Source organism: Exiguobacterium sp. U13-1, assembly GCF_001750115.1.
Classification (GTDB): Bacteria; Bacillota; Bacilli; order Exiguobacteriales; family Exiguobacteriaceae; genus Exiguobacterium_A; species Exiguobacterium_A acetylicum.
On the sequence record NZ_CP015731.1, the window covers coordinates 542,755 to 566,500 of the forward strand.

The window sequence follows — 23,746 nt, forward strand, 5'->3', positions numbered from 1 at the left end:
GAAAGGGAGGTCCACCCCTTGGTAGATGTTAATAGATTTGAATATATGCAAATCGGCCTCGCTTCCCCCGAAAAGATCCGTTCATGGTCTTTCGGGGAAGTGAAAAAGCCGGAGACGATCAACTATCGTACACTCAAACCGGAGAAAGACGGTTTGTTCTGTGAACGTATCTTTGGTCCAACGAAAGACTGGGAATGTTACTGTGGTAAATACAAACGGATCCGCTATAAAGGAATCATTTGTGACCGCTGTGGCGTTGAAGTCACGAAGTCGAAAGTCCGTCGTGAGCGCATGGGTCACATCGAGCTCGCAGCACCGGTTTCGCACATCTGGTACTTCAAAGGAATTCCTAGCCGTATGGGACTCGTCCTCGACATGTCACCGCGTGCGTTAGAAGAGATCATCTACTTCGCGTCGTACGTCGTCACAGATCCAGGCGAATCGACACTTGAGAAGAAACAACTCCTTTCAGAGAAAGAATACCGTGCCTATCGTGAGAAGTTCGGTCGTTCGTTCACTGCTGAAATGGGTGCGGAAGCAGTTCGTAAATTGCTCCGTGACGTAGAACTCGATAAAGAAGTCGCTGCATTACGTGAAGAGCTTCGTATGATTCAAGGACAACGTCGTACTCGTGCGATCAAACGCCTTGAAGTTCTCGATGCGTTCCGTAACTCAGGCAACAATCCAGAATGGATGGTGCTTGAAGTACTTCCAGTCATCCCACCGGAACTTCGTCCGATGGTTCAACTCGATGGCGGACGTTTCGCAACGTCTGACTTGAACGACTTGTACCGCCGCGTCATCAACCGTAACAACCGTCTCAAGCGTCTTCTTGACCTTGGCGCTCCGAATATCATCGTTCAGAATGAAAAACGGATGCTTCAAGAAGCAGTCGATGCTTTGATCGATAACGGTCGTCGCGGTCGTCCAGTCACTGGACCAGGTAACCGTCCACTTAAATCACTTTCACACATGTTGAAAGGGAAACAAGGACGTTTCCGTCAAAACTTGCTCGGTAAACGTGTCGACTACTCTGGTCGTTCGGTTATCGTCGTTGGTCCAAACCTGAAGATGTATCAATGTGGTCTTCCAAAAGAAATGGCCCTTGAGCTCTTCAAACCGTTCGTCATGAAAGAACTCGTCTCTCGTGGCATCGCACCGAACATCAAGAGTGCGAAACGGAAAATCGAGCGCGTTCAACCTGAAATCTGGGATGTCCTCGAAGAAGTCATCCGTGAGCATCCGGTTCTCTTGAACCGTGCACCGACACTTCACCGTCTCGGTATCCAGGCGTTCGAACCAACGCTCGTCGAAGGACGCGCGATTCGCCTTCACCCACTCGTATGTACGGCATACAACGCCGACTTCGATGGTGACCAAATGGCGGTTCACGTACCACTTTCGGCAGAAGCACAAGCAGAAGCACGTCTTCTCATGCTCGCTGCACAAAACATCTTGAACCCGAAAGACGGTAAACCTGTTGTTACACCATCGCAGGATATGGTCCTCGGTAACTACTACCTCACGCTCGAGCGCGAAAACGCGATCGGCGAAGGTAAAATCTTCTCGACAGTGAACGAAGCGCTCATCGCTTACCAAAACGGTTATGCGCACTTCCATACACGTGTTGCGATTCCAGCCGGCGTTCTCAAGAACCCGACATTCACGGAAGAGCAAAACGAGAAATTATTGATTACAACAGTCGGTAAGTTGATCTTCAACGAGATCCTCCCAACGACGTTCCCTTACTTGAACGAACCAACGATGACGAACCTTCAAGAAGCGACGCCAGACAAGTACTTCCTTGAAAAAGGAACAGATGTCGCGGCAGAACTGAAGAACCGTCCGATCATCGACCCGTTCAAAAAAGGATTCCTTGGAAATGTCATCGCGGAAGTCTTCAAACGGTTTGAGACGACAGAAACAAGCCGCATGCTCGACCGCATGAAAAACCTCGGATTCAAACACTCGACTCGTGCCGGTATCACGGTAGGGATCGCGGACATCATCGTTCTTCCGGACAAACAAGAGATTCTTGTTGAAGCGCAGGACAATGTCGACCGCGTCATGAAATCGTACCGTCGTGGTCTCATCACAGAAGACGAGCGCTATGAGCGTGTCGTTAAATCGTGGAATGATGCGAAGGATGAAATTCAGTCTCGTCTGATGAAATCCCTCAACCGTCTTAACCCGATCTTCATGATGAGTGACTCCGGTGCCCGTGGTAACGCGTCGAACTTCACGCAGCTCGCTGGTATGCGTGGACTCATGGCCGCTCCAAGTGGACGGATCATCGAGCTCCCGATCAAATCATCGTTCCGTGAGGGTCTAACGGTACAGGAATACTTCATCTCGACACACGGTGCACGTAAAGGTCTTGCCGATACAGCCTTGAAAACGGCTGACTCAGGTTACCTGACTCGTCGTCTCGTTGACGTTGCTCAAGACGTCATCATCCGTGAAGATGATTGTGGAACGGATCGTGGTATCCGCGTCACAGCACTCCGTGAAGGAACGGAAGAGATCGAAAGCCTCTACGACCGCCTCGTCGGACGTACTGCATTCGAAAACGTCGTTCACCCAGAAACAGGAGAAGTCCTCGTTTCAACGAACGAACTCATCGATGAAGACATCGCTCGTGTCATCACTGATGCTGGTGTCGATAACGTTGAGATCCGTACTGCCTTCACATGTAACACAAGCCATGGTGTCTGTAAGAAATGTTACGGACGTAACTTGGCAACAGGCAACGACGTCGAAGTCGGCGAAGCTGTCGGTATCATCGCGGCACAATCAATCGGTGAGCCAGGAACGCAGCTTACAATGCGTACCTTCCACACAGGTGGGGTTGCCGGGGATGATATCACACAAGGTCTTCCGCGTATCCAAGAGTTGTTCGAAGCGCGTAACCCGAAAGGTCAAGCGGTCATTTCGGAAATCGATGGTCAAGTCATCGACTTCACGGAATCGCGTGACAAACGTGAATTGACGGTCCAAGGACTCAGCGAAACACGCACATACACGATCCCATTCGGTTCGCGTCTACGTGTTCAGCTCGGGGACGAGGTCAAAGCCGGTCAAGTCTTCACGGAAGGTTCGATCGATCCGAAAGAACTCTTGAACGTTAAAGGTGTATCCGGCGTTCAGAACTACTTGCTCCAAGAAGTTCAAAAAGTATACCGGATGCAAGGGGTTGAGATCGGTGACAAACACGTCGAGGTCATGGTTCGCCAAATGATCCGTCGCGTACGTGTCATCGAGTCTGGTGAGACTTCACTCTTACCAGGTTCGCTCGTCGATATCAGCACGTTCAAGGAAGCTTGTAAAGAAGCGCTCCGTAACGGGAAAGCTCTCGCTTCGGCGAAACCAGTTCTTCTCGGTATCACGAAAGCGTCACTTGAAACAGATTCATTCCTATCGGCTGCGTCGTTCCAAGAAACGACTCGTGTCCTTACGGATGCAGCGATTAAAGGGAAGAGCGACTACCTTCGCGGCTTGAAAGAGAACGTCATCATCGGTAAGTTGGTTCCAGCTGGTACTGGGATGGCACGTTACCGTCAGATCGATCTCGAAGTAGCTGGCGAAGCACCTGTAGAAGCCGATTCTCCGGTAGAATAAAACGCCTTGACACGCCGGTATGGCGGTGCTACTATGATATAGTGTTGCCAACCGGCTGTGTTATTTTGGAGGATATCTTCATGTCTTACAAAAAAGTAGTCGGCGCAGATTTGAAGTTTGTCGGTCAAAAGCAAACGCTCAAAGCATTGCGATCTGGCAAGGCGTCGGAAGTGATCATTGCGGATGACGCAGATGAACACGTAAAACAAGCATTGCTCGATGCGGCGAAACAAGCTAACGTTCCAGTCGTGAATGTTCCTTCTAAGCAAGAGCTTGGAAAAGCTTGTGGAATCGATGTCGCAGCAACCGCTGTTGCCATTAAGAAAGTTTGATAATGCGTTTTGTGTGGCGATGGAATGCCTGAGCCACGCAAAACGTTTCATTATGACTTTCGATGAACCACCCGGCTCGGTGGTTTTGAAATTTGTCATGAATTCAGGAAGGGAGGATCTCAAAGATGCCTACTATCAACCAATTAGTCCGTAAAGGACGTCAATCAAAAGTTGTGAAATCAGATTCGCCAGCGCTGAACAAAGGGTACAACAGCTTCATTAAAGCTCGTACTGACATCAGCTCACCACAAAAACGTGGTGTTTGTACTCGTGTAGGTACAATGACTCCGAAGAAACCGAACTCGGCTCTTCGTAAATACGCACGTGTACGTTTGACGAACACAATGGAAGTAACAGCTTACATCCCAGGTATCGGCCACAACCTTCAAGAGCACAGTGTTGTTCTTATCCGCGGCGGCCGCGTAAAAGACTTACCAGGGGTACGTTACCACATCGTTCGTGGTGCGCTTGATACAGCTGGTGTTGACGGCCGTATGCAAGGTCGTTCGAAATACGGTACGAAACGTCCTAAAGTTAAAAAATAATCTAGATATCTTAAGATATCACCTCACTATATGAAAGGAGGGACTCGGAATGCCACGTAAAGGTCAAGCAGAACGTCGTGATGTAATGGCTGATCCGATCTACAACTCTAAACTCGTTACCCGCCTTATCAACCGTCTTATGTTAGATGGTAAAAAAGGTACTGCTCAACAAATCTTATACAAAGCTTTCGAAACTATCGCTGAACGTTCAGGTCGCGATGCAATGGAAGTCTTTGAAGAAGCGATGAACAACATCATGCCAGTTCTTGAAGTTAAAGCACGCCGTGTAGGTGGAGCTAACTATCAAGTTCCTGTCGAAGTTCGCCCAGAGCGTCGTACGACACTCGCACTTCGTTACCTCGTGAACTACTCACGTCTCCGTAACGAAAAAACTATGGATGCGCGCCTTGCTAACGAAATCATGGACGCTGCAAACAACACTGGTGCTTCTGTTAAGAAGCGCGAAGATATGCACAAAATGGCGGAAGCGAACAAAGCGTTTGCTCACTACCGCTGGTAATTCCGAAAATCACCACCTCATGCATGCCATTTTTAATGGAATTATGGGGTGGCTTTCGGGTATAGTCATGACGTGTGGCAACACACGACCACTAAACTAAAATGCGAAAGGAGAATGTTTAAAGATGGCAAGAGAATTCTCCCTTAAGAACACTCGTAACATCGGGATCATGGCTCACATCGATGCTGGTAAAACAACAACGACTGAGCGTATCCTGTATTACACGGGTCGTATCCACAAGATTGGTGAAACGCACGAAGGTGCTTCACAAATGGACTGGATGGAGCAAGAGCAAGAGCGTGGGATCACGATTACATCGGCAGCAACAACTGCTCAATGGAAAGGTAACCGCGTAAACATCATCGATACACCTGGACACGTAGACTTCACAGTTGAGGTTGAACGTTCACTTCGCGTACTTGATGGTGCGGTAGCAGTACTTGACGCTCAGTCTGGTGTTGAGCCACAAACTGAGACAGTATGGCGCCAAGCTACAACTTACGGCGTACCACGTATCGTTTTCGTTAACAAAATGGATAAAATCGGTGCAGACTTCTTGTACTCGGTCGGAACGCTTCGCGAACGCCTTCAAGCGAACGCACACGCGATCCAACTTCCAATCGGTGCGGAAGATGAATTCAAAGGAATCATCGACCTCGTCGAACAGAAAACATATATGTACGGTAACGATCTCGGAACTGACATCGAAGTGACTGACGGTTTCCCAGCTGATCTCGCTGATCAAGCTGAAGAACTCCGTGGATCATTGATCGAAGCAGTTGCGGATTATGAAGAAGAATTGATGATGAAATACCTCGAGGGTGAAGAAATCACAATCGACGAGTTGAAAGCGGCTATCCGTAAAGCAACTCTGACAGTTGACTTCTATCCTGTACTCGTAGGTTCGGCATTCAAGAACAAAGGTGTTCAGCTTATGCTTGACGCAGTTCTCGATTACCTCCCATCACCAATCGACGTAAAAGCGATCTCAGGTATCGACATGGATACGGATGAAGAAATCGTGCGTGAGTCTTCGGACGAAGCACCATTCTCTGCACTCGCGTTCAAAGTCATGACTGACCCTTACGTCGGTAAACTTACATTCTTCCGTGTGTACTCTGGTACAGCTTCGGCAGGATCGTACGTTAAAAACTCAACAAAAGGCAAACGTGAGCGTCTTGGACGTATCCTTCAAATGCACGCAAACAGCCGTGAAGAGATCCCGATGGTATACGCGGGTGACATCGCTGCAGCTGTAGGTTTGAAAGATACGACTACTGGAGATACGCTTTGTGCAGAGAAAGACAACGTCGTTCTCGAGTCAATGACATTCCCAGAACCAGTTATCTCGGTCGCTATCGAACCAAAAACGAAAGCTGACCAAGATAAAATGGGTCAAGCCCTCGCTAAGCTTGCTGAAGAGGATCCAACGTTCCGCACTGAAACAAACCCAGAGACTGGTCAAACGATCATCTCAGGTATGGGTGAGCTTCACCTCGACATCATCGTTGACCGTATGCGTCGCGAGTTCAAAGTCGAAGCAAACGTTGGTGCTCCACAAGTAGCTTACCGTGAAACGATCCGCCAAGCGGCGAAGATCGATTCGAAGTTCGCTCGTCAATCTGGTGGTCGTGGTCAGTATGGTCACGTCGTCGTAGAATTCGAGCCGAACGAAGAAGGCGCTGGCTTCGAGTTCAACAACAAAATCGTCGGTGGTGTTGTTCCACGTGAATACATCCCAGCGGTTGAGCACGGAATCGAAGAAGCACTTCAAAACGGTATCCTTGCTGGTTACCCAGTCGTTGACGTAAAAGCTTCACTCGTCTTCGGATCGTACCACGATGTCGACTCAAACGAGATGGCATTTAAAGTTGCGGCTTCAATGGCAGTCAAACAACTTAAAGATAAGAGCGGCGCTGTTATCCTTGAGCCAATGATGAAAGTTGAAATCGTTATCCCAGACGAATACATGGGAGACATCATGGGTGATGTTACATCACGCCGTGGTCGCGTAGAAGGTATGGAAGCACGCGGTAACGCTCAAGTTGTCCGTTCAATGATTCCACTTTCTGAAATGTTTGGATACGCTACTGGTCTTCGTTCACGCACACAAGGTCGCGGAACGTACTCGATGCACTTCGATCACTACGAAGAAGTACCGAAATCAGTTGCGGAAGAAATCATCAAAAAAGCGAACGGCTAATCCTTCACAGGTTGTCACGCTTTTATGATTAGTGTAAGCTAAGGAAGGTGTACGTTATCTTACGACTCACCTTCCTAGTTATAAAAAATTATTAGACACATAGAGGAGGAATTCAGAATGGGTAAGGAAAAATTCGACCGTTCTAAACCGCACGTTAACGTTGGTACAATCGGCCACGTCGACCACGGTAAAACAACTTTAACAGCAGCTATCTCAGCTGTACTTGCAAAAGCACAAGGTAAAGCTGCAACTAAGTTTGACCAAATCGATGGTGCTCCAGAAGAGCGCGAGCGCGGTATCACAATCGCAACAGCTCACATCGAGTACGAAACAGAAAAACGCCACTATGCACACGTTGACTGCCCAGGTCACGCTGACTATGTTAAAAACATGATCACTGGTGCTGCACAAATGGACGGCGCGATCCTCGTTGTTTCTGCAACAGATGGTCCAATGCCACAAACACGTGAGCACATCTTGCTTTCACGTCAAGTAGGTGTTCCTTTCATCGTAGTATTCATGAACAAAGTTGACATGGTTGACGACGAAGAGCTTCTTGAGCTCGTCGAAATGGAAATCCGTGAGCTTCTTTCTGAGTACGACTTCCCAGGTGATGACCTCCCAGTTATCCAAGGTTCTGCTCTTGGCGCGCTTAACGGCGAAGCTAAATGGGAAGAAAAAATCATGGAACTCATGGCAGCTGTCGATGAGTACATCCCAGAACCAACTCGTGACACTGAAAAAGACTTCATGATGCCAGTTGAGGATGTCTTCTCAATCACTGGTCGTGGTACAGTTGCTACTGGCCGCGTTGAGCGTGGAGTTCTTAAAGTCAACGACGAGATCGAAATCGTTGGTCTTCACGAAGAAACTAAAAAATCAGTATGTACTGGTGTAGAGATGTTCCGTAAGCTTCTTGACTATGCTGAAGCTGGCGACAACATCGGTGCTCTTCTCCGTGGTGTATCACGTGACGACATCGAGCGTGGACAAGTTCTCGCGAAACCAAACACAATCACACCACACAAAAAGTTCAAAGCGCAAGTTTACGTTCTTTCTAAAGAAGAGGGTGGCCGTCACACGCCATTCTTCGCGAACTACCGCCCGCAGTTCTACTTCCGTACAACTGACGTAACTGGTATGGTTCAACTTCCAGAAGGTACTGAAATGGTTATGCCTGGGGACAACATCGAAATGACTGTTGAACTCATCGCACCAATCGCTCTTGAAAAAGAAACTCGTTTCTCAATCCGTGAAGGTGGCCGTACAGTAGGCGCTGGATCAGTTACAGAAATCGTTGAGTAATTTTTAAGACAAAGGTCTTCCGTCTCCCGTGGCGGAAGACCTTTTTTCATTTCTTTGAAAACAGTCTTGCAACATGGTCTGACATCTTATATACTGAGGAAAGTGTTTGTGCGAGTGGTGAGAGACTTGAATACATATTCTATTTTATTAGTGCTTGCATTCTTGCTGGTGATTCAGTATGATAGAATATGTTGGTCACAAACACAACGCGATGAAGCGGGAGGTTATGACACACCAGGCGGCATTGCCATGGCTAGTGTGGAAATTTCCGCGGAGAATGTCTATTTACAAAATAGGCGAAAAGGAGGGAAATAACATGGCAAATGAAAAAATTCGGATCCGTTTGAAAGCATACGATCACCGCGTGCTTGATCAATCGGCTGAGAAAATTGTCGACACAGCAAAACGTTCAGGTGCTACTGTATCTGGTCCGATCCCACTCCCAACGGAGAAAGCGGTCTACACAGTACTTCGTGCCGTTCACAAGTACAAAGATGCTCGTGAGCAGTTCGAAATGCGTACACACAAACGTTTGATCGACATCGTTAACCCAACACCGAAAACTGTTGATGCGCTTATGCGTCTCGAACTTCCATCGGGCGTTGACATCGAAATCAAACTTTAATTTTTCTTCTATAGATAGTTGATACTAGCCAGAAGATCAAAATCATTCAATATTAGGAGGTGTATCTCATGGCTAAAGGAATCTTAGGAACTAAACTCGGTATGACACAAATCTTCAACGAGTCAGGCGAAGTCGTCCCTGTTACTGTCGTTTCAGTCGAAGGTAACGTTGTTCTTCAATTAAAAACAACGGAAGTTGACGGTTACGAAGCAGTCCAACTCGGCTTTGGTGATATCAAAGAAGGTCGTCAAAACAAACCGCAAAAAGGTCACGCTGCGAAAGCAAACGCGACACCTAAGCGCTTCATTAAAGAAATCCGTACATCAGTAGCAGATTTCGAAATCGGTCAAGAGATTAAAGCAGATACTTTCGCTGCAGGCGAAATGGTTGATGTAACAGGTACGTCGAAAGGTAAAGGTTTCGCTGGTGCAATCAAGCGTCACAACCAATCACGTGGTCCAATGGCTCACGGTTCGCGTTACCACCGTCGCCCAGGTTCAATGGGTCCTGTTGCTCCTAACCGTGTATTCAAAGGGAAATTGCTCCCTGGACGCATGGGTGGAGAGCAAATCACTGTTCAAAACCTTGAAATCGTAAAAGTTGATGCAGAACGCGGCTTACTCCTCGTCAAGGGTGCTATCCCAGGCGCACGTAAGAGCCAAGTTGTCATCAAAACTGCGGTTAAAGGCAACTAATCCGTTTGCAAGGAAAGGAGGAATAACGAATGCCTAAAGTAGCTTTGCTTAACCAAACAGGTACACAAGTTGGAGACATCGAGCTCGCAGATGCCGTTTTCGGAATCGAGCCAAATGAAGCAGTCGTATACGATGCAATCGTCATGCAACAAGCTTCACGTCGCCAAGGTACACATGATACAAAAGGTCGCTCGGAAGTTCGCGGTGGCGGCCGTAAACCATGGAAACAAAAAGGTACTGGTCGTGCACGCCAAGGTTCGATCCGTTCGCCACAATGGGTTGGCGGTGGAACAGTCTTCGGTCCAACACCACGTTCGTACGCTTACAAACTTCCTAAAAAGGTTCGTCGTCTCGCACTTCGTTCAGCACTTTCTTCGAAAGTCGCTAACAACGAGTTCATCGTTCTTGAAGGATTGACAATCGATGCTCCTAAAACTAAGGACATGATCGCAGTATTCGCTGCTCTTTCAATCGAACGTAAAGTTCTCGTCGTTACTGCTGATTACAACGAGTCAGTCGTTCTTTCAACACGCAACATCCCAGGTGTCACAGTCGTTGACGCTGCAGGTGTAAACGTCCTTGATCTTGTCGCTCATGACAAAGTCATCATTACGAAGGACGCTGTTGCGAGAGTAGAGGAGGTGCTTGCATAATGGCACACACACACGACATTATCAAACGTCCTGTCATTACTGAACGTTCAGTAAACCAAATGGCTGAGAAAAAGTACACATTCGAAGTAGACGTGAAGGCATCTAAGACTCAAATCAAAGATGCAGTTGAAGCGATCTTCGGAGTGAAAGTTGACAAAGTCAACACATTGATCTCAAAACCAAAAGCAAAACGCGTAGGTCGTCACGCTGGTTACACAGCACGCCGCAAAAAAGCGGTCGTCACGCTTACTGCAGATAGCAAAGAACTCGATTACCTCGGTTAATCGGAACTCTGTAGAAAAGGAGGGAACTCTCGATGGGAATTAAAAAGTTTAAACCGACCACTAACGGTCGTCGTAATATGACTGCACTTGACTTTGCTGAGATTACGGCTTCACGTCCTGAAAAATCGTTAACTGAAAAGCTTTCGAAAAAGGGCGGACGTAACAACCAAGGTCGCTTGACAGTACGTCACCAAGGTGGCGGACACAAACGTAAATATCGTATCATCGACTTCAAACGGAACAAGGATGGCATCGCTGGTCGTGTCGCTACAATTGAGTACGATCCAAACCGCTCTGCTAACATCGCATTGATCCACTACATCGATGGTGAAAAACGCTACATCCTCGCACCGAAAGGCTTGAAAGTAGACATGCAAGTCATGGCTGGACCAGAAGCTGACATTAAAGTCGGTAATGCTCTTCCACTTTCAAACATCCCAGTCGGTACGTTGATCCACAACATCGAACTTAAGCCAGGTAAAGGTGGTCAGCTCGTTCGCGCAGCTGGTACTTCTGCTCAGCTTCTCGGTAAAGATGGTAAATACGCGATCGTTCGTCTTCAATCAGGCGAAACTCGTATGATCCTTGCTACTTGCCGTGCAACAGTCGGCGCTGTCGGTAATGAAGAGCACGAGCTCGTCAATATCGGTAAAGCTGGTCGTTCACGCTGGCTCGGAAAACGTCCTACAGTTCGTGGTTCTGTCATGAACCCAGTCGATCACCCACACGGTGGTGGTGAAGGACGTGCTCCAATCGGTCGTTCGGGCCCACTTACTCCTTGGGGTAAACCGGCACTCGGATACAAAACTCGTAAGAAAAACAAAGCGAGCGATAAATATATCGTCCGTCGTTCTAAAAAATAATTACATGATTTCTGGACGGTTCGTAGGAACCGTTCCTGAATCATGCCAAAGGGAGGTACAACTATGGGTCGCAGCTTGAAAAAAGGTCCATTCGCAGATCACCATCTGCTCGCTAAGGTTGATAAAGCCAACGAAGCTGGTGACAAACATGTCATCAAAACTTGGTCACGCCGCTCGACAATCTTCCCAGAGTTCATCGGTCACACGATCGCTGTCTACGATGGTCGTAAACACGTACCGGTTTACGTGACAGAAGATATGGTCGGTCACAAACTTGGTGAATTCGCTCCAACACGTTCTTACAAAGGACATGCTGGAAACGATAAGAAAACGAAACGTTAATCTGAGGGGAGGTACTCATTATGCAATCAAAAGCATCGGCTAATATGGTTCGCATTGCTCCTCGTAAGGCACGTCTCGTAGTAGACTTAATCCGCGGGAAGCAAATCGGCGAAGCACTTTCGATTCTTGCTTACACGAACAAGGCAGCAACGCCAATCGTTGAGAAAGTATTGAAATCGGCAATCGCGAACGCTGAGCACAACTTCGACATGAACATCGAAAACCTCGTAGTCACTGAGGCTTACGTAAACGAAGGTCCAACGCTCAAACGTTTCCGCCCACGTGCAATGGGTCGCGCAAGCCGCATCAACAAACGTACGAGCCACGTTCACATCGTGGTATCTGAAAAATAAGGAGGGATTACCGTGGGTCAGAAGATTAACCCAACTGGTCTTCGCGTAGGTATCATCAAAGACTGGGAATCACGTTGGTTCGCAGATAAAGACTATGCTGATCTCCTTCATGAAGACTACGTAGTTCGTGAATATATCGAAAAACGTCTTAAAGACGCTAGTGTCTCTAAAGTAGAAATCGAGCGCGCAGCTAACCGCTTGAACATCTCACTTCACACTGCTAAGCCTGGTATGGTTATCGGTAAAGGCGGTTCTGAAATCGAAACACTTCGTAAAGACATCACTAACCTTGCAAAAGGCAAACGCGTTCACGTTAACGTCGTTGAAGTGAAAAACCCGGATGCAGTTGCTAAGCTCGTCGCTGAGAACATCGCTCGCCAACTTGAAGGTCGCGTATCGTTCCGTCGTGCTATGAAGCAATCAATCCAACGCTCAATGCGTTCTGGTATCAAAGGAATCAAGACTGAAGTTTCTGGTCGTCTTGGTGGCGCTGATATCGCTCGTTCTGAGAAGTATTCGGAAGGAACAGTTCCACTTCATACACTCCGTGCAGACATCGATTACGGTACTGCAGAAGCTGATACAACTTACGGCAAAATTGGCGTAAAAGTATGGCTCCACCACGGTGAAGTGCTTCCTACGAAAAAAGCAGCAGCAAACGAAGAATAATCCACATCCGTCTAGGGAAGGAGGCAACACAACATGTTGTTACCAAAACGTGTAAAATATCGTCGTGTTCACCGCGGCAACATGCGTGGTAAAGCGAAACGTGGTACTACAGTACACTTCGGCGAGTTCGGTATCCAAGCTCAAGAAGCTAGCTGGATCACTAGCCGTCAAATCGAATCAGCGCGTATCGCGATGACTCGTTATATGAAACGTGGTGGTAAAGTGTGGATCAAGATCTTCCCACACAAGCCATACACTAAAAAACCTCTTGAAGTCCGAATGGGTTCAGGTAAAGGTGCTCCGGAGGGCTGGGTAGCAGTCGTCAAACCGGGTAAAGTAATGTTCGAAATCGCAGGAGTATCGGAAGAGATCGCACGCGAAGCTCTCCGTCTTGCATCACACAAACTTCCAGTAAAATGTAAGTTCGTAAAACGTGAAGAAAATGGTGGTGATACGAATGAAAGCAACTGATCTCCGTCAGCAAACAACTGAAGAGCTTAACGGTAAAGTCGGTTCGTGGAAAGAAGAGTTGTTCAACCTTCGTTTCCAACTCGCGACTGGTCAGCTTGAGAACCCTGCTCGTATCCGTGAAGTGCGCAAGTCGATTGCACGCGCGAAAACCGTTCTTCGTGAACGCGAACTCGGCATCAACAACGCATAATTCACTCGGATTCTGAGAGGAGGAACACTCAATGGAACGCACTAACAACCGCAAAGTGTTAACTGGACGCGTCGTTTCTGACAAAATGGACAAAACGATCGTAGTTACAGTTGAAACAAAAGTAAAGCACAAGCTTTACGGCAAACGCGTAAACTACTCTAAAAAGTACAAAGCGCATGATGAAAACAACACAGCTAAAATCGGTGATGTTGTACGCATTCAAGAAACACGTCCATTATCTAAGGACAAACGTTTCCGTCTCGTAGAAGTCATTGAAGAAGCAGTAATCATCTAAACTCTAATTAGTTCGGGTGAATAAACATCCGGAGGGAGGTACAATCGTATGATTCAACAAGAATCTCGCTTAAAAGTAGCAGACAACTCAGGAGCTCGTGAAGTCTTGACGATCAAAGTCCTCGGTGGTTCTGGTCGTAAAACTGCTAACATTGGTGACGTTATTGTTTGTACAGTAAAACAAGCAACACCAGGTGGCGTTGTCAAAAAAGGTGAAGTTGTACGCGCAGTAGTCGTTCGTACTAAACGTGGCGTTCGTCGTAAAGACGGTTCGTACATCCGTTTTGACGAAAACGCAGCAGTCATCATCAAAGATGACAAAAGCCCACGTGGCACACGTATCTTCGGACCAGTCGCACGCGAACTTCGTGAAAAAGACTTCATGAAGATCGTCTCGTTGGCACCGGAAGTACTTTAATTCCAAAGAATTCCTACAAGGAGGTGCTCTAACGATGCATGTCAAAAAAGGTGATAAAGTTCAGGTTATGACTGGTAAAGACAAAGGCAAACAAGGCGTTGTCCTTACAGCTATGCCTAAAAAAGATCGCGTAATCGTCGAAGGCGTTAACATGATCAAAAAACACTCAAAACCTTCTCAACTCAACCCGCAAGGCGGAATTGTCGAGAAAGAAGCACCGATTCACGTATCGAACGTTATGCTCATCGACCCTAAGACAGGTAACCCAACACGCGTTGGTTTCACTGTGGTTGACGGCAAGAAAGTACGTATCGCTAAAAAATCGGGCGAAGCTTTAGATAAATAAGAAGATTTAAAGAAAGGAGGTCCACTTTCTGATGAACCGTTTAAAAGCTAAATACCAAGACGAAATCGTCAAAGTAATGATGGAGAAATTCAATTACAGTTCTGTAATGCAAGCGCCGAAAGTCGATAAAATCGTAATCAACATGGGTGTTGGTGACGCTGTTACGAACTCTAAGGCACTTGACATGGCAGTTGAAGAGCTTCAGCTCCTCACTGGTCAGAAGCCACTCATCACGAAAGCTAAGAAATCAATCGCTGGTTTCAAACTTCGTGAAGGTATGCCAATCGGTGCGAAGGTTACACTTCGTGGCGAGCGCATGTACGAATTCCTCGACAAGTTGATCAACGTGTCACTTCCACGTGTACGTGACTTCCGTGGCGTATCGAAAAAATCTTTCGATGGCCGTGGTAACTACACGCTAGGCGTGAAGGAACAATTGATCTTCCCAGAGATCGACTACGATCGCGTATCGAAAGTCCGTGGTATGGACATCGTTATCGTAACTACTGCTAACACGGATGAAGAGTCACGTGAGCTTCTCACAGCACTCGGCATGCCATTCCAAAAATAAGGGAGGTCGACAACATGGCTAAGAAATCAATGATCGCACGTGAAGTAAAACGTCAAGCACTCGTTGAGCGCTACGCTGAAAAACGCGCAGAATTGAAAGCACAAGGCGACTACATCGGCTTGAGCAAACTCCCACGTAACTCTTCAGCGGTTCGTTTACACAACCGTTGTAGTATCACTGGCCGTCCACACGGTTACATTGGTAAATTCGGTATCAGCCGTATTAAGTTCCGTGATCTTGCTCATAAAGGTCAAATCCCTGGTGTTAAAAAAGCAAGCTGGTAATTCATTAAAGTTGTGAAAGGAGGTACATCGCATGGTTATGACAGATCCGATTGCAGATATGCTTACACGCATTCGTAATGCAAACATGGTTCGCCATGAGAAGTTGGAAATGCCAGCTTCTACAATCAAACGTGAAGTCGCTGAAATCCTCAAACGTGAAGGTTTCATCCGCGATGTTGAATATCTCGAGGACAGCAAACAAGGTACGCTCCGCGTATTCCTTAAATACGGCGCAAGCAACGAGCGCGTCATCACTGGACTCAAACGTATCTCGAAACCAGGTCTTCGCGTTTACGCGAAAGCTGATGAAATCCCGAAAGTACTCGGTGGTCTCGGAATCGCTATCGTTTCAACATCTAAAGGTGTAATGACTGACAAAGAAGCTCGCCAACAAAAAGTCGGCGGCGAAGTGATCGCATACATCTGGTAATACACGCATAAAAAGAACGGAGGTGTCTTAAATGTCACGTATTGGTAAAAAGCCAGTCGTCATCCCAGCAGGCGTTACAGTAACAGTTGAAAACAACACGGTTACGGTAAAAGGTCCTAAAGGGGAACTCACACGCGAGTTCAGCCCAGCTATGGCGATCAACGTAGAAGGTAATGAATTGACTGTCACTCGTCCGAACGACGAGAAAGCAAGCCGTACGATCCACGGAACGACTCGTGCGCTTATCGCGAACATGGTCGAAGGTGTAAACAACGGTTTCGCTAAGACACTCGATATCCAAGGTGTTGGTTACCGTGCACAAAAGCAAGGTAACAAAATCGTACTCAACCTCGGTTACTCACACCCAATCGAGTACACTCCGGAACAAGGCATCGAAGTCGAAGTTCCTACGAATACGCAACTCATCGTTCGCGGAATCAGCAAAGAACGTGTTGGTCACGTCGCTGCATTGATCCGTTCGTACCGTCAGCCTGAGCCATACAAAGGTAAAGGTATTCGTTACAGTGATGAAGTCGTTCGTCGTAAAGAAGGTAAAACAGGTAAGTAATTCGCAAATGCGAATTGACCGGAAAGGAGTGGCATAAATGATCTCAAAGGCAGATAAAAACGCTACGCGTAAAAAACGTCATGGTCGTGTCCGTCGTACAATCATCGGGACTGCAACACGTCCACGTATGAACGTATTCCGTTCGAACAAGAACATTTACGTACAAGTCATTGACGATGCAACACATGCAACACTCGCATCTGCATCATCACTCGACCTTGAAAAAGGCAACACGACTGACGCTGCAACAGCAGTTGGTAAGCTTGCAGCTGAGCGCGCTCTTGAAAAGGGTATTGAAACAGTCGTTTTCGACCGTGGAGGATATCTCTATCATGGACGTATCAAAGCTGTAGCTGAAGCAGCTCGTGAAGCTGGTCTCAAATTCTAATAGAAAAGGAGGGAACCTCTACATGCGCCAGTTAGAAATTAACATGGATCAACTCGAAGAACGCGTTGTTACCGTAAACCGCGTCGCGAAAGTAGTAAAAGGTGGCCGTCGCTTCCGTTTTGCTGCACTCGTCGTCGTTGGTGACAAGAATGGTCACGTAGGTTTCGGTACGGGTAAAGCTCAGGAAGTGCCTGAAGCGATCCGTAAAGCAATCGAAGATGCTAAGAAAAACATGGTTAACGTTCCAATCGTTAACACAACAATTCCACACGAAGTCAACGGTGTATTCGGTGCAGGTCACGTCTTCTTGAAGCCTGCTTCTGAAGGTACTGGAGTCATCGCTGGTGGTCCAGTTCGTGCGGTTCTCGAATTAGCGGGAATCAACGACATTCTTTCAAAATCACTTGGATCAAGCACTCCAATCAACATGGTTCGTGCGACTGTCGAAGGTCTCACATCACTCAAACGTGCTGAAGAAGTTGCGAAACTCCGCGGTAAAACCGTCGAAGAACTTCGCGGTTAAGAAAGGGAGGGAAAACAGATGGCGAAACTCGCAGTTACCCTCACACGCAGCATGATCGGTCGTCCGGAGAACCAACGCGTTACTACTCGTACGCTTGGTCTCCGTAAGATGCACCAGACTGTTGTCGTACCTGACAACGCTGCTATGCGTGGGATGATTAACCACGTGTCACACTTAGTGACAGTAAAAGAAATTCAAGAGTAATAGTTCGATATAATTTTATGAGGAGGTGCCCCACTATGAAACTCCATGAATTGAAACCAGCTGCTGGTTCACGTTCAGAACGCAACCGTGTAGGTCGCGGTATGTCTTCTGGTAACGGTAAGACTTCTGGCCGTGGTCACAAAGGTCAAAAAGCTCGTTCAGGCGGTGGTGTTCGTCCAGGTTTCGAAGGTGGACAAAACCCACTTTACCGTCGTTTACCAAAACGCGGCTTCAACAACCCAACTCGTAAAGAGTTCGCGGTCATTAACCTTGACACACTCAACCGTTTTGAAGAAGGAACTGAAATCACTCCAGAACTTCTTGTCGAGACTCGTACAGTCAAAGGCATGAAAGACGGCGTTAAGATCCTTTCTAACGGTAAGATCGAAAAGAAACTAACAGTTAAAGCTCATAAGTTCTCCGAAGCTGCGAAGCAAGCGATCGAAGCTGCCGGCGGTACGGTTGAGGTGATCTAATGTTTCAAGCGATCTCCAATATGTGGCGCGTAGCTGACATTCGTCGGCGCATTCTCTTTACCTTGGCATTGGTCATCGTGTTCCGGATCGGAGCACATATCCCGGTGCCGATGGTAAACACGGAAGTGTTCAAGATCGACCAGAATGGTATTCTTGGTTTCTTGAACTCGTTCGGTGGGAATGCTTTGCAGAATTTCTCACTCTTTGCGATGGGAATCATGCCGTATATCACGGCCTCGATCGTTGTCCAACTCTTACAGATGGACGTTGTTCCAAAGTTTGCCGAATGGGCAAAACAAGGAGAGGCGGGCCGTAAGAAGTTAGCAACGGTAACGCGCTATGGAACGATCGTACTCGGCTTAGTCCAAGCGTTTGGAATCGCGCTTGGATTTAACCGTATCTACCCAGGTCTTGTCGACGAACAGTTCGGCACCTGGACATACGTTATGATTGCACTCGTATTGACAGCGGGAACAGCATTCTTGATGTTCATCGGTGAACTCATCACGGAGAAGGGCATTGGTAACGGGATATCAATGATCATCTTCGCTGGGATCGTCGCGGGCTTCCCGAATGCATTCCGCCAGATTTACGAAACGAAGCTCCAAAATGCAGGGGATGCTTTGTTTGTAAACGTGCTTTATATCGTACTCTTGCTTTTAATCATCATCGCGGTCATCGTCGGAGTCATCTACGTCCAGCAAGCTGCACGTAAGATTCCGATTCAGTACGCTAAGCGTACGGTGAACCGGACACCAGTTGGCGGTCAATCGGCACACTTGCCGATCAAATTGAACGCTGCCGGTGTTATTCCAGTCATCTTCGCGGTGTCGTTCATGGTGACGCCACCAACGATTGCGAGTTTCTTTGCAAGTCCGGAAACGGCAACGAAGATCCGTGACATCTTCGACTACACGAGTCCAATCGGTATGTCGATCTATGTGGCACTGATCATCGCGTTCTCGTACTTCTACACATTTGTTCAGGTGAACCCGGAACAAATGGCAGAGAACCTTCAAAAACAAGGCGGATACATTCCTGGTATTCGTCCTGGTAAGCAAACGGAGCAGTACATCACGAAGATTCTATACCGTCTGACATTCTTCGGTTCACTCTTCCTCGCTGTCATCGCGGTGACGCCGACATTCTTTATTAAGTTTGCTGGCTTACCGAACTCGGTGCAGATTGGTGGAACGAGCTTGTTGATCGTCATCGGTGTAGGACTAGAGACGATGAAACAGATTGAAAGCCAATTGGTTAAACGACACTACAAAGGCTTTATCCGATAAGGCGGGAGGAAGGGGACCATCCCTTTCCTTTCTGTTGTGTCTATAGAGCTATAGAAGTGGAGGCTACCGACATGAATCTAGTATTGATGGGTTTGCCGGGTGCTGGTAAAGGAACGCAGGCTGCGAAAATCATCGAAGACTATGCGATCCCCCATATCTCGACAGGCGACATGTTCCGCGCGGCGATCAAAGATTCAACGCCACTCGGACAAGAAGCGAAATCATACATGGATAAAGGGGAACTCGTTCCGGACGAAGTCACAATCGGCATCGTACGTGAGCGTCTCGCCAAAGAAGACTGTGCAAATGGTTTTCTCCTTGACGGTTTCCCACGCACAGTGAAACAAGCAGATGCTCTTGAAGCATTACTTGAAGATCTGGGCAAACAAATTGATCACGTCATCCACATCGGTGTAGACCCGGAGAAACTTGTCCCTCGTTTGACAGGTCGCCGGATTTGCCCAACTTGCGGAGCAACGTATCATGTTCTCTATAACCCACCAAAAGTGGAGGGGATCTGTGATATCGACGGATCAGCACTTGTACAACGTGAAGATGACCAAGAGGAGACAGTACGTCGTCGCTTGGAAGTCAACGTCGCTCAAGCGCAACCTTTGATTGACTTTTACGCAGAAAAAGGGTATCTTCGTAATTTGGACGGTGATCGTCCAATCAACGATGTATATTCCGATGTTCAGGCACTCCTTGGTGATCAGTAATGATCATCACGAAAGCGCCGCGTGAAATCGACATCATGCGTAAAGCAGGACAAATCGTCGCCCGGACGCATAAGGAGCTTCAAGCTCACATTCGCCCAGGTATCACGACGGGGCAACTCGACGCGATCGCTGAACGCTATATTCGAAGTCAAGGGGCAACACCATCGTTTAAAGGGTATAATGGTTTCACGGGTAGCATCTGTGCTTCCGTGAACGAAGAGCTTGTCCATGGTATTCCGGGAGATCGTGTACTTCAGGACGGTGACATCATCTCGATTGACATCGGAGCAGAGTACAATGGGTATCACGGAGATTCAGCCTGGACATATCCGGTAGGTACAATCTCTGAAGAGACGAAGCGGTTACTTGACGTAACTGAAGAATCTCTGTATAAAGGATTGGAGCGCGCCAAAGCTGGCGTGCACCTGACAGATATTTCGCATGCGATTCAGTCACATGTTGAAGCAGCGAATTTTTCTGTAGTCCGCGAATATGTGGGCCACGGCGTGGGACAAAATTTGCATGAAGATCCGCAAATTCCACATTATGGACCACCGGGGAAAGGGCCGCGCCTGAAAACCGGCATGACACTGGCAATTGAGCCAATGGTCAACGTCGGGAAACGCTATGTTCGCACACTATCCGACAATTGGACGGTAGTGACGGTGGACGGTAGCATGTGCGCCCACTTTGAGCACACCATCGCCATCACAGACGACGGCTACGAGATCTTAACGGTCGATGCAGAGTGAGCTGTGCGCGTTATTGGTGTCACCTTTCTATAAGCCAGTATCCACTCGTGTTTGTGACCGATGATCTCTCAATGGCTCTTGTAGAAAGCCCCTAGCGCTACAAATCGTCTGGGCTCCCAATCAACTTTATAGAGAAAGGGGTATAATTGATGGCGAAACAAGATGTAATCGAAGTGGAAGGTACGGTTATCGAGCCGCTTCCAAACGCGATGTTTAAGGTGGAGTTAGAAAACGGCCACACGGTCCTCGCGCACGTCTCAGGAAAAATTCGGATGCACTTCATTCGGATCTTGCCAGGAGATAAAGTAACGGTTGAGTTGTCACCATACGACTTGACTCGCGGACGGATCACATACCGTTTCAAATAAAAACTCCGATTTTTTCAGGAGGAGGTATTCACAATGAAAGTAAGACCTTCGGTTAAACCGATCTGTGAAAAATGTAAAGTTATCCGCCGTAAAGGCAAAGTAATGGTTATTTGCGAAAACCCTAAGCATAAACAAAAACAAGGGTAATTAAACAAGGAGGTGCACACATGGCACGTATTGCTGGTGTAGATATTCCACGTGAGAAACGCATCGTCATCTCACTCACTTACATCTATGGTGTTGGTAAAACGACTGCTCAAAAAGTCTTGAAAGAAACTGGTATCTCTGAAGATACTCGTACTCGCGACTTGACTGAGGAACAATTGAACCAACTTCGTGATGGTTTAGACAAAATCAAAGTTGAGGGTGACCTTCGTCGTGAAATCTCACTCAACATCAAACGTTTGATCGAAATCGGTTGCTACCGTGGTGTTCGTCACCGTCGTGGTCTTCCAGTTCGTGGTCAAAACACTAAAAACAACTCGCGTACTCGTAAAGGCCCACGCCGTACAGTAGCGAACAAGAAGAAGTAAGGGAGGGTAAACTAAGATGGCAAAACGCAAACAGAACGTTCGTAGTAAACGTAAAGTCAAAAAGAATATTGAATCTGGTATCGTGCATATCCGTTCAACATTCAACAACACGATCGTTACGATCACTGATATGCAAGGGAATGCAATCTCTTGGGCAACTGCAGGTAACATGGGCTTCAAAGGCTCACGTAAATCGACTCCTTTCGCTGCACAAATGGCATCTGAAACAGCTGCTAAAACAGCAATGGATAACGGTATGCGTACTGTAGAAGTTAACGTTAAAGGTCCTGGTGCAGGTCGTGAAGCAGCTATCCGTGCTCTTCAAGCAATCGGTCTCGAAGTCACTGCAATCCGTGACGTTACTCCAGTACCACACAACGGTTGCCGCCCTCCAAAACGTCGTCGCGTGTAACCCGTCTTGTACTGCAGAGCGGGGATTCGAGTAGACTTTTGTTGATCGTTTGACCAAGCAAGGCAGTAGAAACGTACACAAGGCGGTTGGCGATTGAACGCGATGGCCAACATGACGATATTCAAGGAGGGGTTCAGATGATCGAAATCGAAAAACCGAAGATTGAAACGATCGAGTTAAGCGAGAACGCTACGTTTGGTAAATTCGTAGTTGAGCCGCTTGAGCGTGGATTCGGTACAACGCTTGGTAACTCATTGCGTCGTATCCTATTGTCTTCACTTCCGGGTGCTGCAGTCACTGCAGTCCAAATCGATGGCGTTCTTCATGAGTTCTCGACGATTGATGGCGTTGTAGAAGACGTTACCCAAATCATCTTGAACCTTAAGAAACTCGCCCTCAAAGTGTACTCGGAAGAAGAGAAAACGCTTGAGATCGATATTCAAGGCGCTGGTGTTGTCACTGCTGCGAACATTACGCATGACAGCGACGTCGAAATCCTCAACCCAGAACTTCACATCGCAACGCTTGCAGAAGGTGCATCACTTCATATGCGTCTAACAGCACGCCGTGGTCGTGGATATGTTCAGGCTGAAGATAACAAACGGGACGATATGCCAATCGGTGTAATCCCAATCGACTCGATTTACACGCCAATTCAACGTGTAAATTATCAAGTTGAAAAAACACGTGTCGGTCAAGATGCGAGCTTCGATAAGTTGACGCTTGATGTTTGGACGGACGGTTCAATCCGCCCTGAAGAAGCAGTGTCACTCGGTGCGAAAATCATGACAGAACACTTAAACATCTTTGTTGGTCTTACGGACGAAGCGCTCCATGCTGAAATCATGGTCGAAAAGGAAGAAGATCAAAAAGAAAAAGTACTCGAAATGACGATCGAAGAACTCGATCTCTCAGTTCGTTCGTACAACTGTTTGAAACGCGCTGGTATCAACACGGTTCAAGAACTCGCGAACAAGAGCGAAGACGAGATGATGAAAGTCCGTAACCTCGGACGTAAATCACTCGAGGAAGTTCAAGCGAAACTCGACGAACTCGGACTAGGCTTGCGCAAAGAAGACTAATACTATTAATTGCACGAAGGAGGGAATCCATCCATGGCATACTCGAAATTAGGCCGTACAAGCTCACAACGTAAGGCACTTTTGCGTGACCTTGCGACTGATCTCATCATCAATGAGCGTATCCAAACTACAGAACAAAAAGCGAAGGAACTTCGTCCAGTCGTAGAGAAACTCATCACTTTAGGTAAACGCGGTGATCTCCACGCTCGTCGTCAAGTTGCATCGTTCGTTCGCCGTGAAGCTGCTGGTCAAAACGCAGAGGGCAAAGCACAAGACGCGATCCAAAAATTATTCGCTGATGTGGCTCCACGTTTTGCTGAGCGTCAAGGTGGTTACACACGCATCATGAAAATGGGACCACGTCGTGGTGACGGCGCAGAAATGGTCATCATCGAACTCGTTTAATCCTCATTAAATGATT

At 47.4% G+C, this 23,746-nt stretch carries 37 protein-coding genes; all 37 read left to right on the forward strand.

Going from position 1 to position 23,746, the window contains the following annotated elements; translation table 11 throughout:
• Window positions 1–18 precede the first annotated feature (18 nt).
• Window positions 19–3,618 (forward strand): DNA-directed RNA polymerase subunit beta', encoded by a 3,600-nt coding sequence (gene rpoC, locus ESP131_RS02835; protein ID WP_047390588.1) that lies wholly within the window; start codon window positions 19–21, stop codon window positions 3,616–3,618.
• 80 nt (window positions 3,619–3,698) lie between these two features.
• Window positions 3,699–3,950, forward strand: coding sequence for a ribosomal L7Ae/L30e/S12e/Gadd45 family protein (locus tag ESP131_RS02840; protein WP_023466620.1), 252 nt, complete (start codon window positions 3,699–3,701; stop codon window positions 3,948–3,950).
• Window positions 3,951–4,075: 125 nt separating this feature from the next.
• Window positions 4,076–4,495: a 30S ribosomal protein S12 gene (gene rpsL, locus ESP131_RS02845; RefSeq protein WP_023466621.1), complete on the forward strand. Its 420-nt coding sequence runs from the start codon at window positions 4,076–4,078 to the stop codon at window positions 4,493–4,495.
• A gap of 49 nt (window positions 4,496–4,544) precedes the next feature.
• Window positions 4,545–5,015 (forward strand): 30S ribosomal protein S7, encoded by a 471-nt coding sequence (gene rpsG, locus ESP131_RS02850; protein ID WP_023466623.1) that lies wholly within the window; start codon window positions 4,545–4,547, stop codon window positions 5,013–5,015.
• 124 nt (window positions 5,016–5,139) lie between these two features.
• On the forward strand, window positions 5,140–7,218 hold the full coding sequence (fusA, locus tag ESP131_RS02855) for an elongation factor G (protein ID WP_029343088.1): 2,079 nt from the start codon (window positions 5,140–5,142) through the stop codon (window positions 7,216–7,218).
• A 117-nt stretch (window positions 7,219–7,335) separates the two neighbouring features.
• Window positions 7,336–8,523, forward strand: coding sequence for an elongation factor Tu (gene tuf, locus ESP131_RS02860; RefSeq protein WP_023466627.1), 1,188 nt, complete (start codon window positions 7,336–7,338; stop codon window positions 8,521–8,523).
• Between the two features lie 126 nt (window positions 8,524–8,649).
• Window positions 8,650–8,838: a hypothetical protein gene (locus ESP131_RS02865; RefSeq protein ID WP_156772478.1), complete on the forward strand. Its 189-nt coding sequence runs from the start codon at window positions 8,650–8,652 to the stop codon at window positions 8,836–8,838.
• A 1-nt stretch (window position 8,839) separates the two neighbouring features.
• Window positions 8,840–9,148: a 30S ribosomal protein S10 gene (gene rpsJ / locus ESP131_RS02870; protein WP_029343090.1), complete on the forward strand. Its 309-nt coding sequence runs from the start codon at window positions 8,840–8,842 to the stop codon at window positions 9,146–9,148.
• A gap of 68 nt (window positions 9,149–9,216) precedes the next feature.
• Window positions 9,217–9,843: a 50S ribosomal protein L3 gene (rplC, locus tag ESP131_RS02875; RefSeq protein WP_023466629.1), complete on the forward strand. Its 627-nt coding sequence runs from the start codon at window positions 9,217–9,219 to the stop codon at window positions 9,841–9,843.
• A gap of 29 nt (window positions 9,844–9,872) precedes the next feature.
• On the forward strand, window positions 9,873–10,496 hold the full coding sequence (rplD, locus tag ESP131_RS02880) for a 50S ribosomal protein L4 (protein WP_023466630.1): 624 nt from the start codon (window positions 9,873–9,875) through the stop codon (window positions 10,494–10,496).
• Window positions 10,496–10,780, forward strand: a complete 285-nt coding sequence (rplW, locus tag ESP131_RS02885; RefSeq protein ID WP_023466631.1) for a 50S ribosomal protein L23 — start codon at window positions 10,496–10,498, stop codon at window positions 10,778–10,780. The genes rplD and rplW overlap by 1 nt, the downstream gene beginning before the upstream one ends.
• Window positions 10,781–10,812: 32 nt before the next feature.
• The gene (gene rplB, locus ESP131_RS02890; protein WP_023466632.1) at window positions 10,813–11,643 is read left to right on the forward strand and encodes a 50S ribosomal protein L2; all 831 of its coding nucleotides are present in this window, start codon (window positions 10,813–10,815) and stop codon (window positions 11,641–11,643) included.
• A 63-nt stretch (window positions 11,644–11,706) separates the two neighbouring features.
• The gene (rpsS, locus tag ESP131_RS02895) at window positions 11,707–11,985 is read left to right on the forward strand and encodes a 30S ribosomal protein S19 (protein WP_012369013.1); all 279 of its coding nucleotides are present in this window, start codon (window positions 11,707–11,709) and stop codon (window positions 11,983–11,985) included.
• A gap of 20 nt (window positions 11,986–12,005) precedes the next feature.
• A complete protein-coding gene (gene rplV, locus ESP131_RS02900; RefSeq protein ID WP_012369014.1) occupies window positions 12,006–12,338 on the forward strand; it encodes a 50S ribosomal protein L22 in 333 nt (110 codons plus the stop codon).
• Between the two features lie 12 nt (window positions 12,339–12,350).
• Window positions 12,351–13,007, forward strand: coding sequence for a 30S ribosomal protein S3 (gene rpsC, locus ESP131_RS02905; RefSeq protein WP_023466633.1), 657 nt, complete (start codon window positions 12,351–12,353; stop codon window positions 13,005–13,007).
• 33 nt (window positions 13,008–13,040) lie between these two features.
• Window positions 13,041–13,478, forward strand: a complete 438-nt coding sequence (gene rplP, locus ESP131_RS02910) for a 50S ribosomal protein L16 (RefSeq protein ID WP_012369016.1) — start codon at window positions 13,041–13,043, stop codon at window positions 13,476–13,478.
• Window positions 13,465–13,668, forward strand: coding sequence for a 50S ribosomal protein L29 (rpmC, locus tag ESP131_RS02915; RefSeq protein ID WP_012369017.1), 204 nt, complete (start codon window positions 13,465–13,467; stop codon window positions 13,666–13,668). The genes rplP and rpmC overlap by 14 nt, the downstream gene beginning before the upstream one ends.
• A 31-nt stretch (window positions 13,669–13,699) precedes the next feature.
• On the forward strand, window positions 13,700–13,963 hold the full coding sequence (gene rpsQ / locus ESP131_RS02920) for a 30S ribosomal protein S17 (protein ID WP_023466634.1): 264 nt from the start codon (window positions 13,700–13,702) through the stop codon (window positions 13,961–13,963).
• Between the two features lie 48 nt (window positions 13,964–14,011).
• Window positions 14,012–14,380, forward strand: a complete 369-nt coding sequence (gene rplN / locus ESP131_RS02925; RefSeq protein ID WP_012369019.1) for a 50S ribosomal protein L14 — start codon at window positions 14,012–14,014, stop codon at window positions 14,378–14,380.
• A 34-nt stretch (window positions 14,381–14,414) separates the two neighbouring features.
• Complete coding sequence (gene rplX, locus ESP131_RS02930) at window positions 14,415–14,726, forward strand: 50S ribosomal protein L24 (RefSeq protein WP_012369020.1); 312 nt, start codon at window positions 14,415–14,417, stop codon at window positions 14,724–14,726.
• Between the two features lie 31 nt (window positions 14,727–14,757).
• Entirely contained in the window at window positions 14,758–15,297 is a 540-nt protein-coding gene (gene rplE, locus ESP131_RS02935; protein ID WP_023466635.1) for a 50S ribosomal protein L5, read from the forward strand.
• Window positions 15,298–15,311: 14 nt separating this feature from the next.
• On the forward strand, window positions 15,312–15,581 hold the full coding sequence (rpsN, locus tag ESP131_RS02940; RefSeq protein WP_023466636.1) for a 30S ribosomal protein S14: 270 nt from the start codon (window positions 15,312–15,314) through the stop codon (window positions 15,579–15,581).
• 31 nt (window positions 15,582–15,612) lie between these two features.
• The gene (gene rpsH / locus ESP131_RS02945; protein WP_012369023.1) at window positions 15,613–16,011 is read left to right on the forward strand and encodes a 30S ribosomal protein S8; all 399 of its coding nucleotides are present in this window, start codon (window positions 15,613–15,615) and stop codon (window positions 16,009–16,011) included.
• Window positions 16,012–16,042: 31 nt separating this feature from the next.
• Entirely contained in the window at window positions 16,043–16,579 is a 537-nt protein-coding gene (gene rplF, locus ESP131_RS02950; RefSeq protein WP_029343091.1) for a 50S ribosomal protein L6, read from the forward strand.
• 37 nt (window positions 16,580–16,616) lie between these two features.
• Window positions 16,617–16,967 (forward strand): 50S ribosomal protein L18, encoded by a 351-nt coding sequence (rplR, locus tag ESP131_RS02955; protein ID WP_029343092.1) that lies wholly within the window; start codon window positions 16,617–16,619, stop codon window positions 16,965–16,967.
• Between the two features lie 22 nt (window positions 16,968–16,989).
• On the forward strand, window positions 16,990–17,490 hold the full coding sequence (gene rpsE / locus ESP131_RS02960) for a 30S ribosomal protein S5 (RefSeq protein WP_023466639.1): 501 nt from the start codon (window positions 16,990–16,992) through the stop codon (window positions 17,488–17,490).
• Window positions 17,491–17,508: 18 nt separating this feature from the next.
• Window positions 17,509–17,694, forward strand: a complete 186-nt coding sequence (gene rpmD, locus ESP131_RS02965; RefSeq protein WP_023466640.1) for a 50S ribosomal protein L30 — start codon at window positions 17,509–17,511, stop codon at window positions 17,692–17,694.
• A 35-nt stretch (window positions 17,695–17,729) separates the two neighbouring features.
• Entirely contained in the window at window positions 17,730–18,170 is a 441-nt protein-coding gene (gene rplO, locus ESP131_RS02970; protein ID WP_047390602.1) for a 50S ribosomal protein L15, read from the forward strand.
• Window positions 18,170–19,459: a preprotein translocase subunit SecY gene (secY, locus tag ESP131_RS02975; RefSeq protein ID WP_023466642.1), complete on the forward strand. Its 1,290-nt coding sequence runs from the start codon at window positions 18,170–18,172 to the stop codon at window positions 19,457–19,459. The genes rplO and secY overlap by 1 nt, the downstream gene beginning before the upstream one ends.
• 71 nt (window positions 19,460–19,530) lie before the next feature.
• Entirely contained in the window at window positions 19,531–20,178 is a 648-nt protein-coding gene (locus ESP131_RS02980) for an adenylate kinase (RefSeq protein ID WP_023466643.1), read from the forward strand.
• The gene (gene map, locus ESP131_RS02985) at window positions 20,178–20,930 is read left to right on the forward strand and encodes a type I methionyl aminopeptidase (protein WP_023466644.1); all 753 of its coding nucleotides are present in this window, start codon (window positions 20,178–20,180) and stop codon (window positions 20,928–20,930) included. Before ESP131_RS02980 ends, map begins: the two co-directional genes overlap by 1 nt.
• Before the next feature lie 149 nt (window positions 20,931–21,079).
• Complete coding sequence (gene infA, locus ESP131_RS02990) at window positions 21,080–21,298, forward strand: translation initiation factor IF-1 (protein WP_012369032.1); 219 nt, start codon at window positions 21,080–21,082, stop codon at window positions 21,296–21,298.
• A gap of 33 nt (window positions 21,299–21,331) precedes the next feature.
• On the forward strand, window positions 21,332–21,445 hold the full coding sequence (gene rpmJ / locus ESP131_RS02995; RefSeq protein WP_003156543.1) for a 50S ribosomal protein L36: 114 nt from the start codon (window positions 21,332–21,334) through the stop codon (window positions 21,443–21,445).
• 20 nt (window positions 21,446–21,465) lie between these two features.
• Window positions 21,466–21,831, forward strand: a complete 366-nt coding sequence (gene rpsM, locus ESP131_RS03000) for a 30S ribosomal protein S13 (RefSeq protein WP_023466646.1) — start codon at window positions 21,466–21,468, stop codon at window positions 21,829–21,831.
• 16 nt (window positions 21,832–21,847) lie between these two features.
• Window positions 21,848–22,243, forward strand: a complete 396-nt coding sequence (gene rpsK / locus ESP131_RS03005; RefSeq protein ID WP_023466647.1) for a 30S ribosomal protein S11 — start codon at window positions 21,848–21,850, stop codon at window positions 22,241–22,243.
• 137 nt (window positions 22,244–22,380) lie between these two features.
• A complete protein-coding gene (locus ESP131_RS03010) occupies window positions 22,381–23,325 on the forward strand; it encodes a DNA-directed RNA polymerase subunit alpha (protein WP_023466648.1) in 945 nt (314 codons plus the stop codon).
• 33 nt (window positions 23,326–23,358) lie between these two features.
• The gene (gene rplQ, locus ESP131_RS03015; RefSeq protein ID WP_023466649.1) at window positions 23,359–23,730 is read left to right on the forward strand and encodes a 50S ribosomal protein L17; all 372 of its coding nucleotides are present in this window, start codon (window positions 23,359–23,361) and stop codon (window positions 23,728–23,730) included.
• The last annotated feature ends 16 nt before the right edge of the window (window positions 23,731–23,746 follow it).

Excerpts from the sequence above, each read along its gene's own strand:
- rpsN (WP_023466636.1), top strand. The coding sequence starts at position 15,312 with ATGGCTAAGAAATCAATGATCGCACGTGAAGTAAAACGTCAAGCACTC.
- rpmJ (WP_003156543.1), top strand. The coding sequence starts at position 21,332 with ATGAAAGTAAGACCTTCGGTTAAACCGATCTGTGAAAAATGTAAAGTT.
- rplN (WP_012369019.1), top strand. The coding sequence starts at position 14,012 with ATGATTCAACAAGAATCTCGCTTAAAAGTAGCAGACAACTCAGGAGCT.
- rpsH (WP_012369023.1), top strand. The coding sequence starts at position 15,613 with ATGGTTATGACAGATCCGATTGCAGATATGCTTACACGCATTCGTAAT.
- rpsK (WP_023466647.1), top strand. The coding sequence starts at position 21,848 with ATGGCAAAACGCAAACAGAACGTTCGTAGTAAACGTAAAGTCAAAAAG.
- tuf (WP_023466627.1), top strand. The coding sequence starts at position 7,336 with ATGGGTAAGGAAAAATTCGACCGTTCTAAACCGCACGTTAACGTTGGT.
- rplX (WP_012369020.1), top strand. The coding sequence starts at position 14,415 with ATGCATGTCAAAAAAGGTGATAAAGTTCAGGTTATGACTGGTAAAGAC.
- rplO (WP_047390602.1), top strand. The coding sequence starts at position 17,730 with ATGAAACTCCATGAATTGAAACCAGCTGCTGGTTCACGTTCAGAACGC.
- fusA (WP_029343088.1), top strand. The coding sequence starts at position 5,140 with ATGGCAAGAGAATTCTCCCTTAAGAACACTCGTAACATCGGGATCATG.
- rpsE (WP_023466639.1), top strand. The coding sequence starts at position 16,990 with ATGCGCCAGTTAGAAATTAACATGGATCAACTCGAAGAACGCGTTGTT.
- rplB (WP_023466632.1), top strand. The coding sequence starts at position 10,813 with ATGGGAATTAAAAAGTTTAAACCGACCACTAACGGTCGTCGTAATATG.
- secY (WP_023466642.1), top strand. The coding sequence starts at position 18,170 with ATGTTTCAAGCGATCTCCAATATGTGGCGCGTAGCTGACATTCGTCGG.
- rplP (WP_012369016.1), top strand. The coding sequence starts at position 13,041 with ATGTTGTTACCAAAACGTGTAAAATATCGTCGTGTTCACCGCGGCAAC.
- rpsG (WP_023466623.1), top strand. The coding sequence starts at position 4,545 with ATGCCACGTAAAGGTCAAGCAGAACGTCGTGATGTAATGGCTGATCCG.
- rpmC (WP_012369017.1), top strand. The coding sequence starts at position 13,465 with ATGAAAGCAACTGATCTCCGTCAGCAAACAACTGAAGAGCTTAACGGT.
- rpsL (WP_023466621.1), top strand. The coding sequence starts at position 4,076 with ATGCCTACTATCAACCAATTAGTCCGTAAAGGACGTCAATCAAAAGTT.
- rplE (WP_023466635.1), top strand. The coding sequence starts at position 14,758 with ATGAACCGTTTAAAAGCTAAATACCAAGACGAAATCGTCAAAGTAATG.
- infA (WP_012369032.1), top strand. The coding sequence starts at position 21,080 with ATGGCGAAACAAGATGTAATCGAAGTGGAAGGTACGGTTATCGAGCCG.
- ESP131_RS02840 (WP_023466620.1), top strand. The coding sequence starts at position 3,699 with ATGTCTTACAAAAAAGTAGTCGGCGCAGATTTGAAGTTTGTCGGTCAA.
- rpsQ (WP_023466634.1), top strand. The coding sequence starts at position 13,700 with ATGGAACGCACTAACAACCGCAAAGTGTTAACTGGACGCGTCGTTTCT.
- ESP131_RS03010 (WP_023466648.1), top strand. The coding sequence starts at position 22,381 with ATGATCGAAATCGAAAAACCGAAGATTGAAACGATCGAGTTAAGCGAG.
- rplC (WP_023466629.1), top strand. The coding sequence starts at position 9,217 with ATGGCTAAAGGAATCTTAGGAACTAAACTCGGTATGACACAAATCTTC.
- rpsS (WP_012369013.1), top strand. The coding sequence starts at position 11,707 with ATGGGTCGCAGCTTGAAAAAAGGTCCATTCGCAGATCACCATCTGCTC.
- rpsJ (WP_029343090.1), top strand. The coding sequence starts at position 8,840 with ATGGCAAATGAAAAAATTCGGATCCGTTTGAAAGCATACGATCACCGC.
- rplD (WP_023466630.1), top strand. The coding sequence starts at position 9,873 with ATGCCTAAAGTAGCTTTGCTTAACCAAACAGGTACACAAGTTGGAGAC.
- rplR (WP_029343092.1), top strand. The coding sequence starts at position 16,617 with ATGATCTCAAAGGCAGATAAAAACGCTACGCGTAAAAAACGTCATGGT.
- rplF (WP_029343091.1), top strand. The coding sequence starts at position 16,043 with ATGTCACGTATTGGTAAAAAGCCAGTCGTCATCCCAGCAGGCGTTACA.
- rpmD (WP_023466640.1), top strand. The coding sequence starts at position 17,509 with ATGGCGAAACTCGCAGTTACCCTCACACGCAGCATGATCGGTCGTCCG.
- rplW (WP_023466631.1), top strand. The coding sequence starts at position 10,496 with ATGGCACACACACACGACATTATCAAACGTCCTGTCATTACTGAACGT.
- ESP131_RS02980 (WP_023466643.1), top strand. The coding sequence starts at position 19,531 with ATGAATCTAGTATTGATGGGTTTGCCGGGTGCTGGTAAAGGAACGCAG.
- rplV (WP_012369014.1), top strand. The coding sequence starts at position 12,006 with ATGCAATCAAAAGCATCGGCTAATATGGTTCGCATTGCTCCTCGTAAG.
- rpsM (WP_023466646.1), top strand. The coding sequence starts at position 21,466 with ATGGCACGTATTGCTGGTGTAGATATTCCACGTGAGAAACGCATCGTC.
- map (WP_023466644.1), top strand. The coding sequence starts at position 20,178 with ATGATCATCACGAAAGCGCCGCGTGAAATCGACATCATGCGTAAAGCA.
- rplQ (WP_023466649.1), top strand. The coding sequence starts at position 23,359 with ATGGCATACTCGAAATTAGGCCGTACAAGCTCACAACGTAAGGCACTT.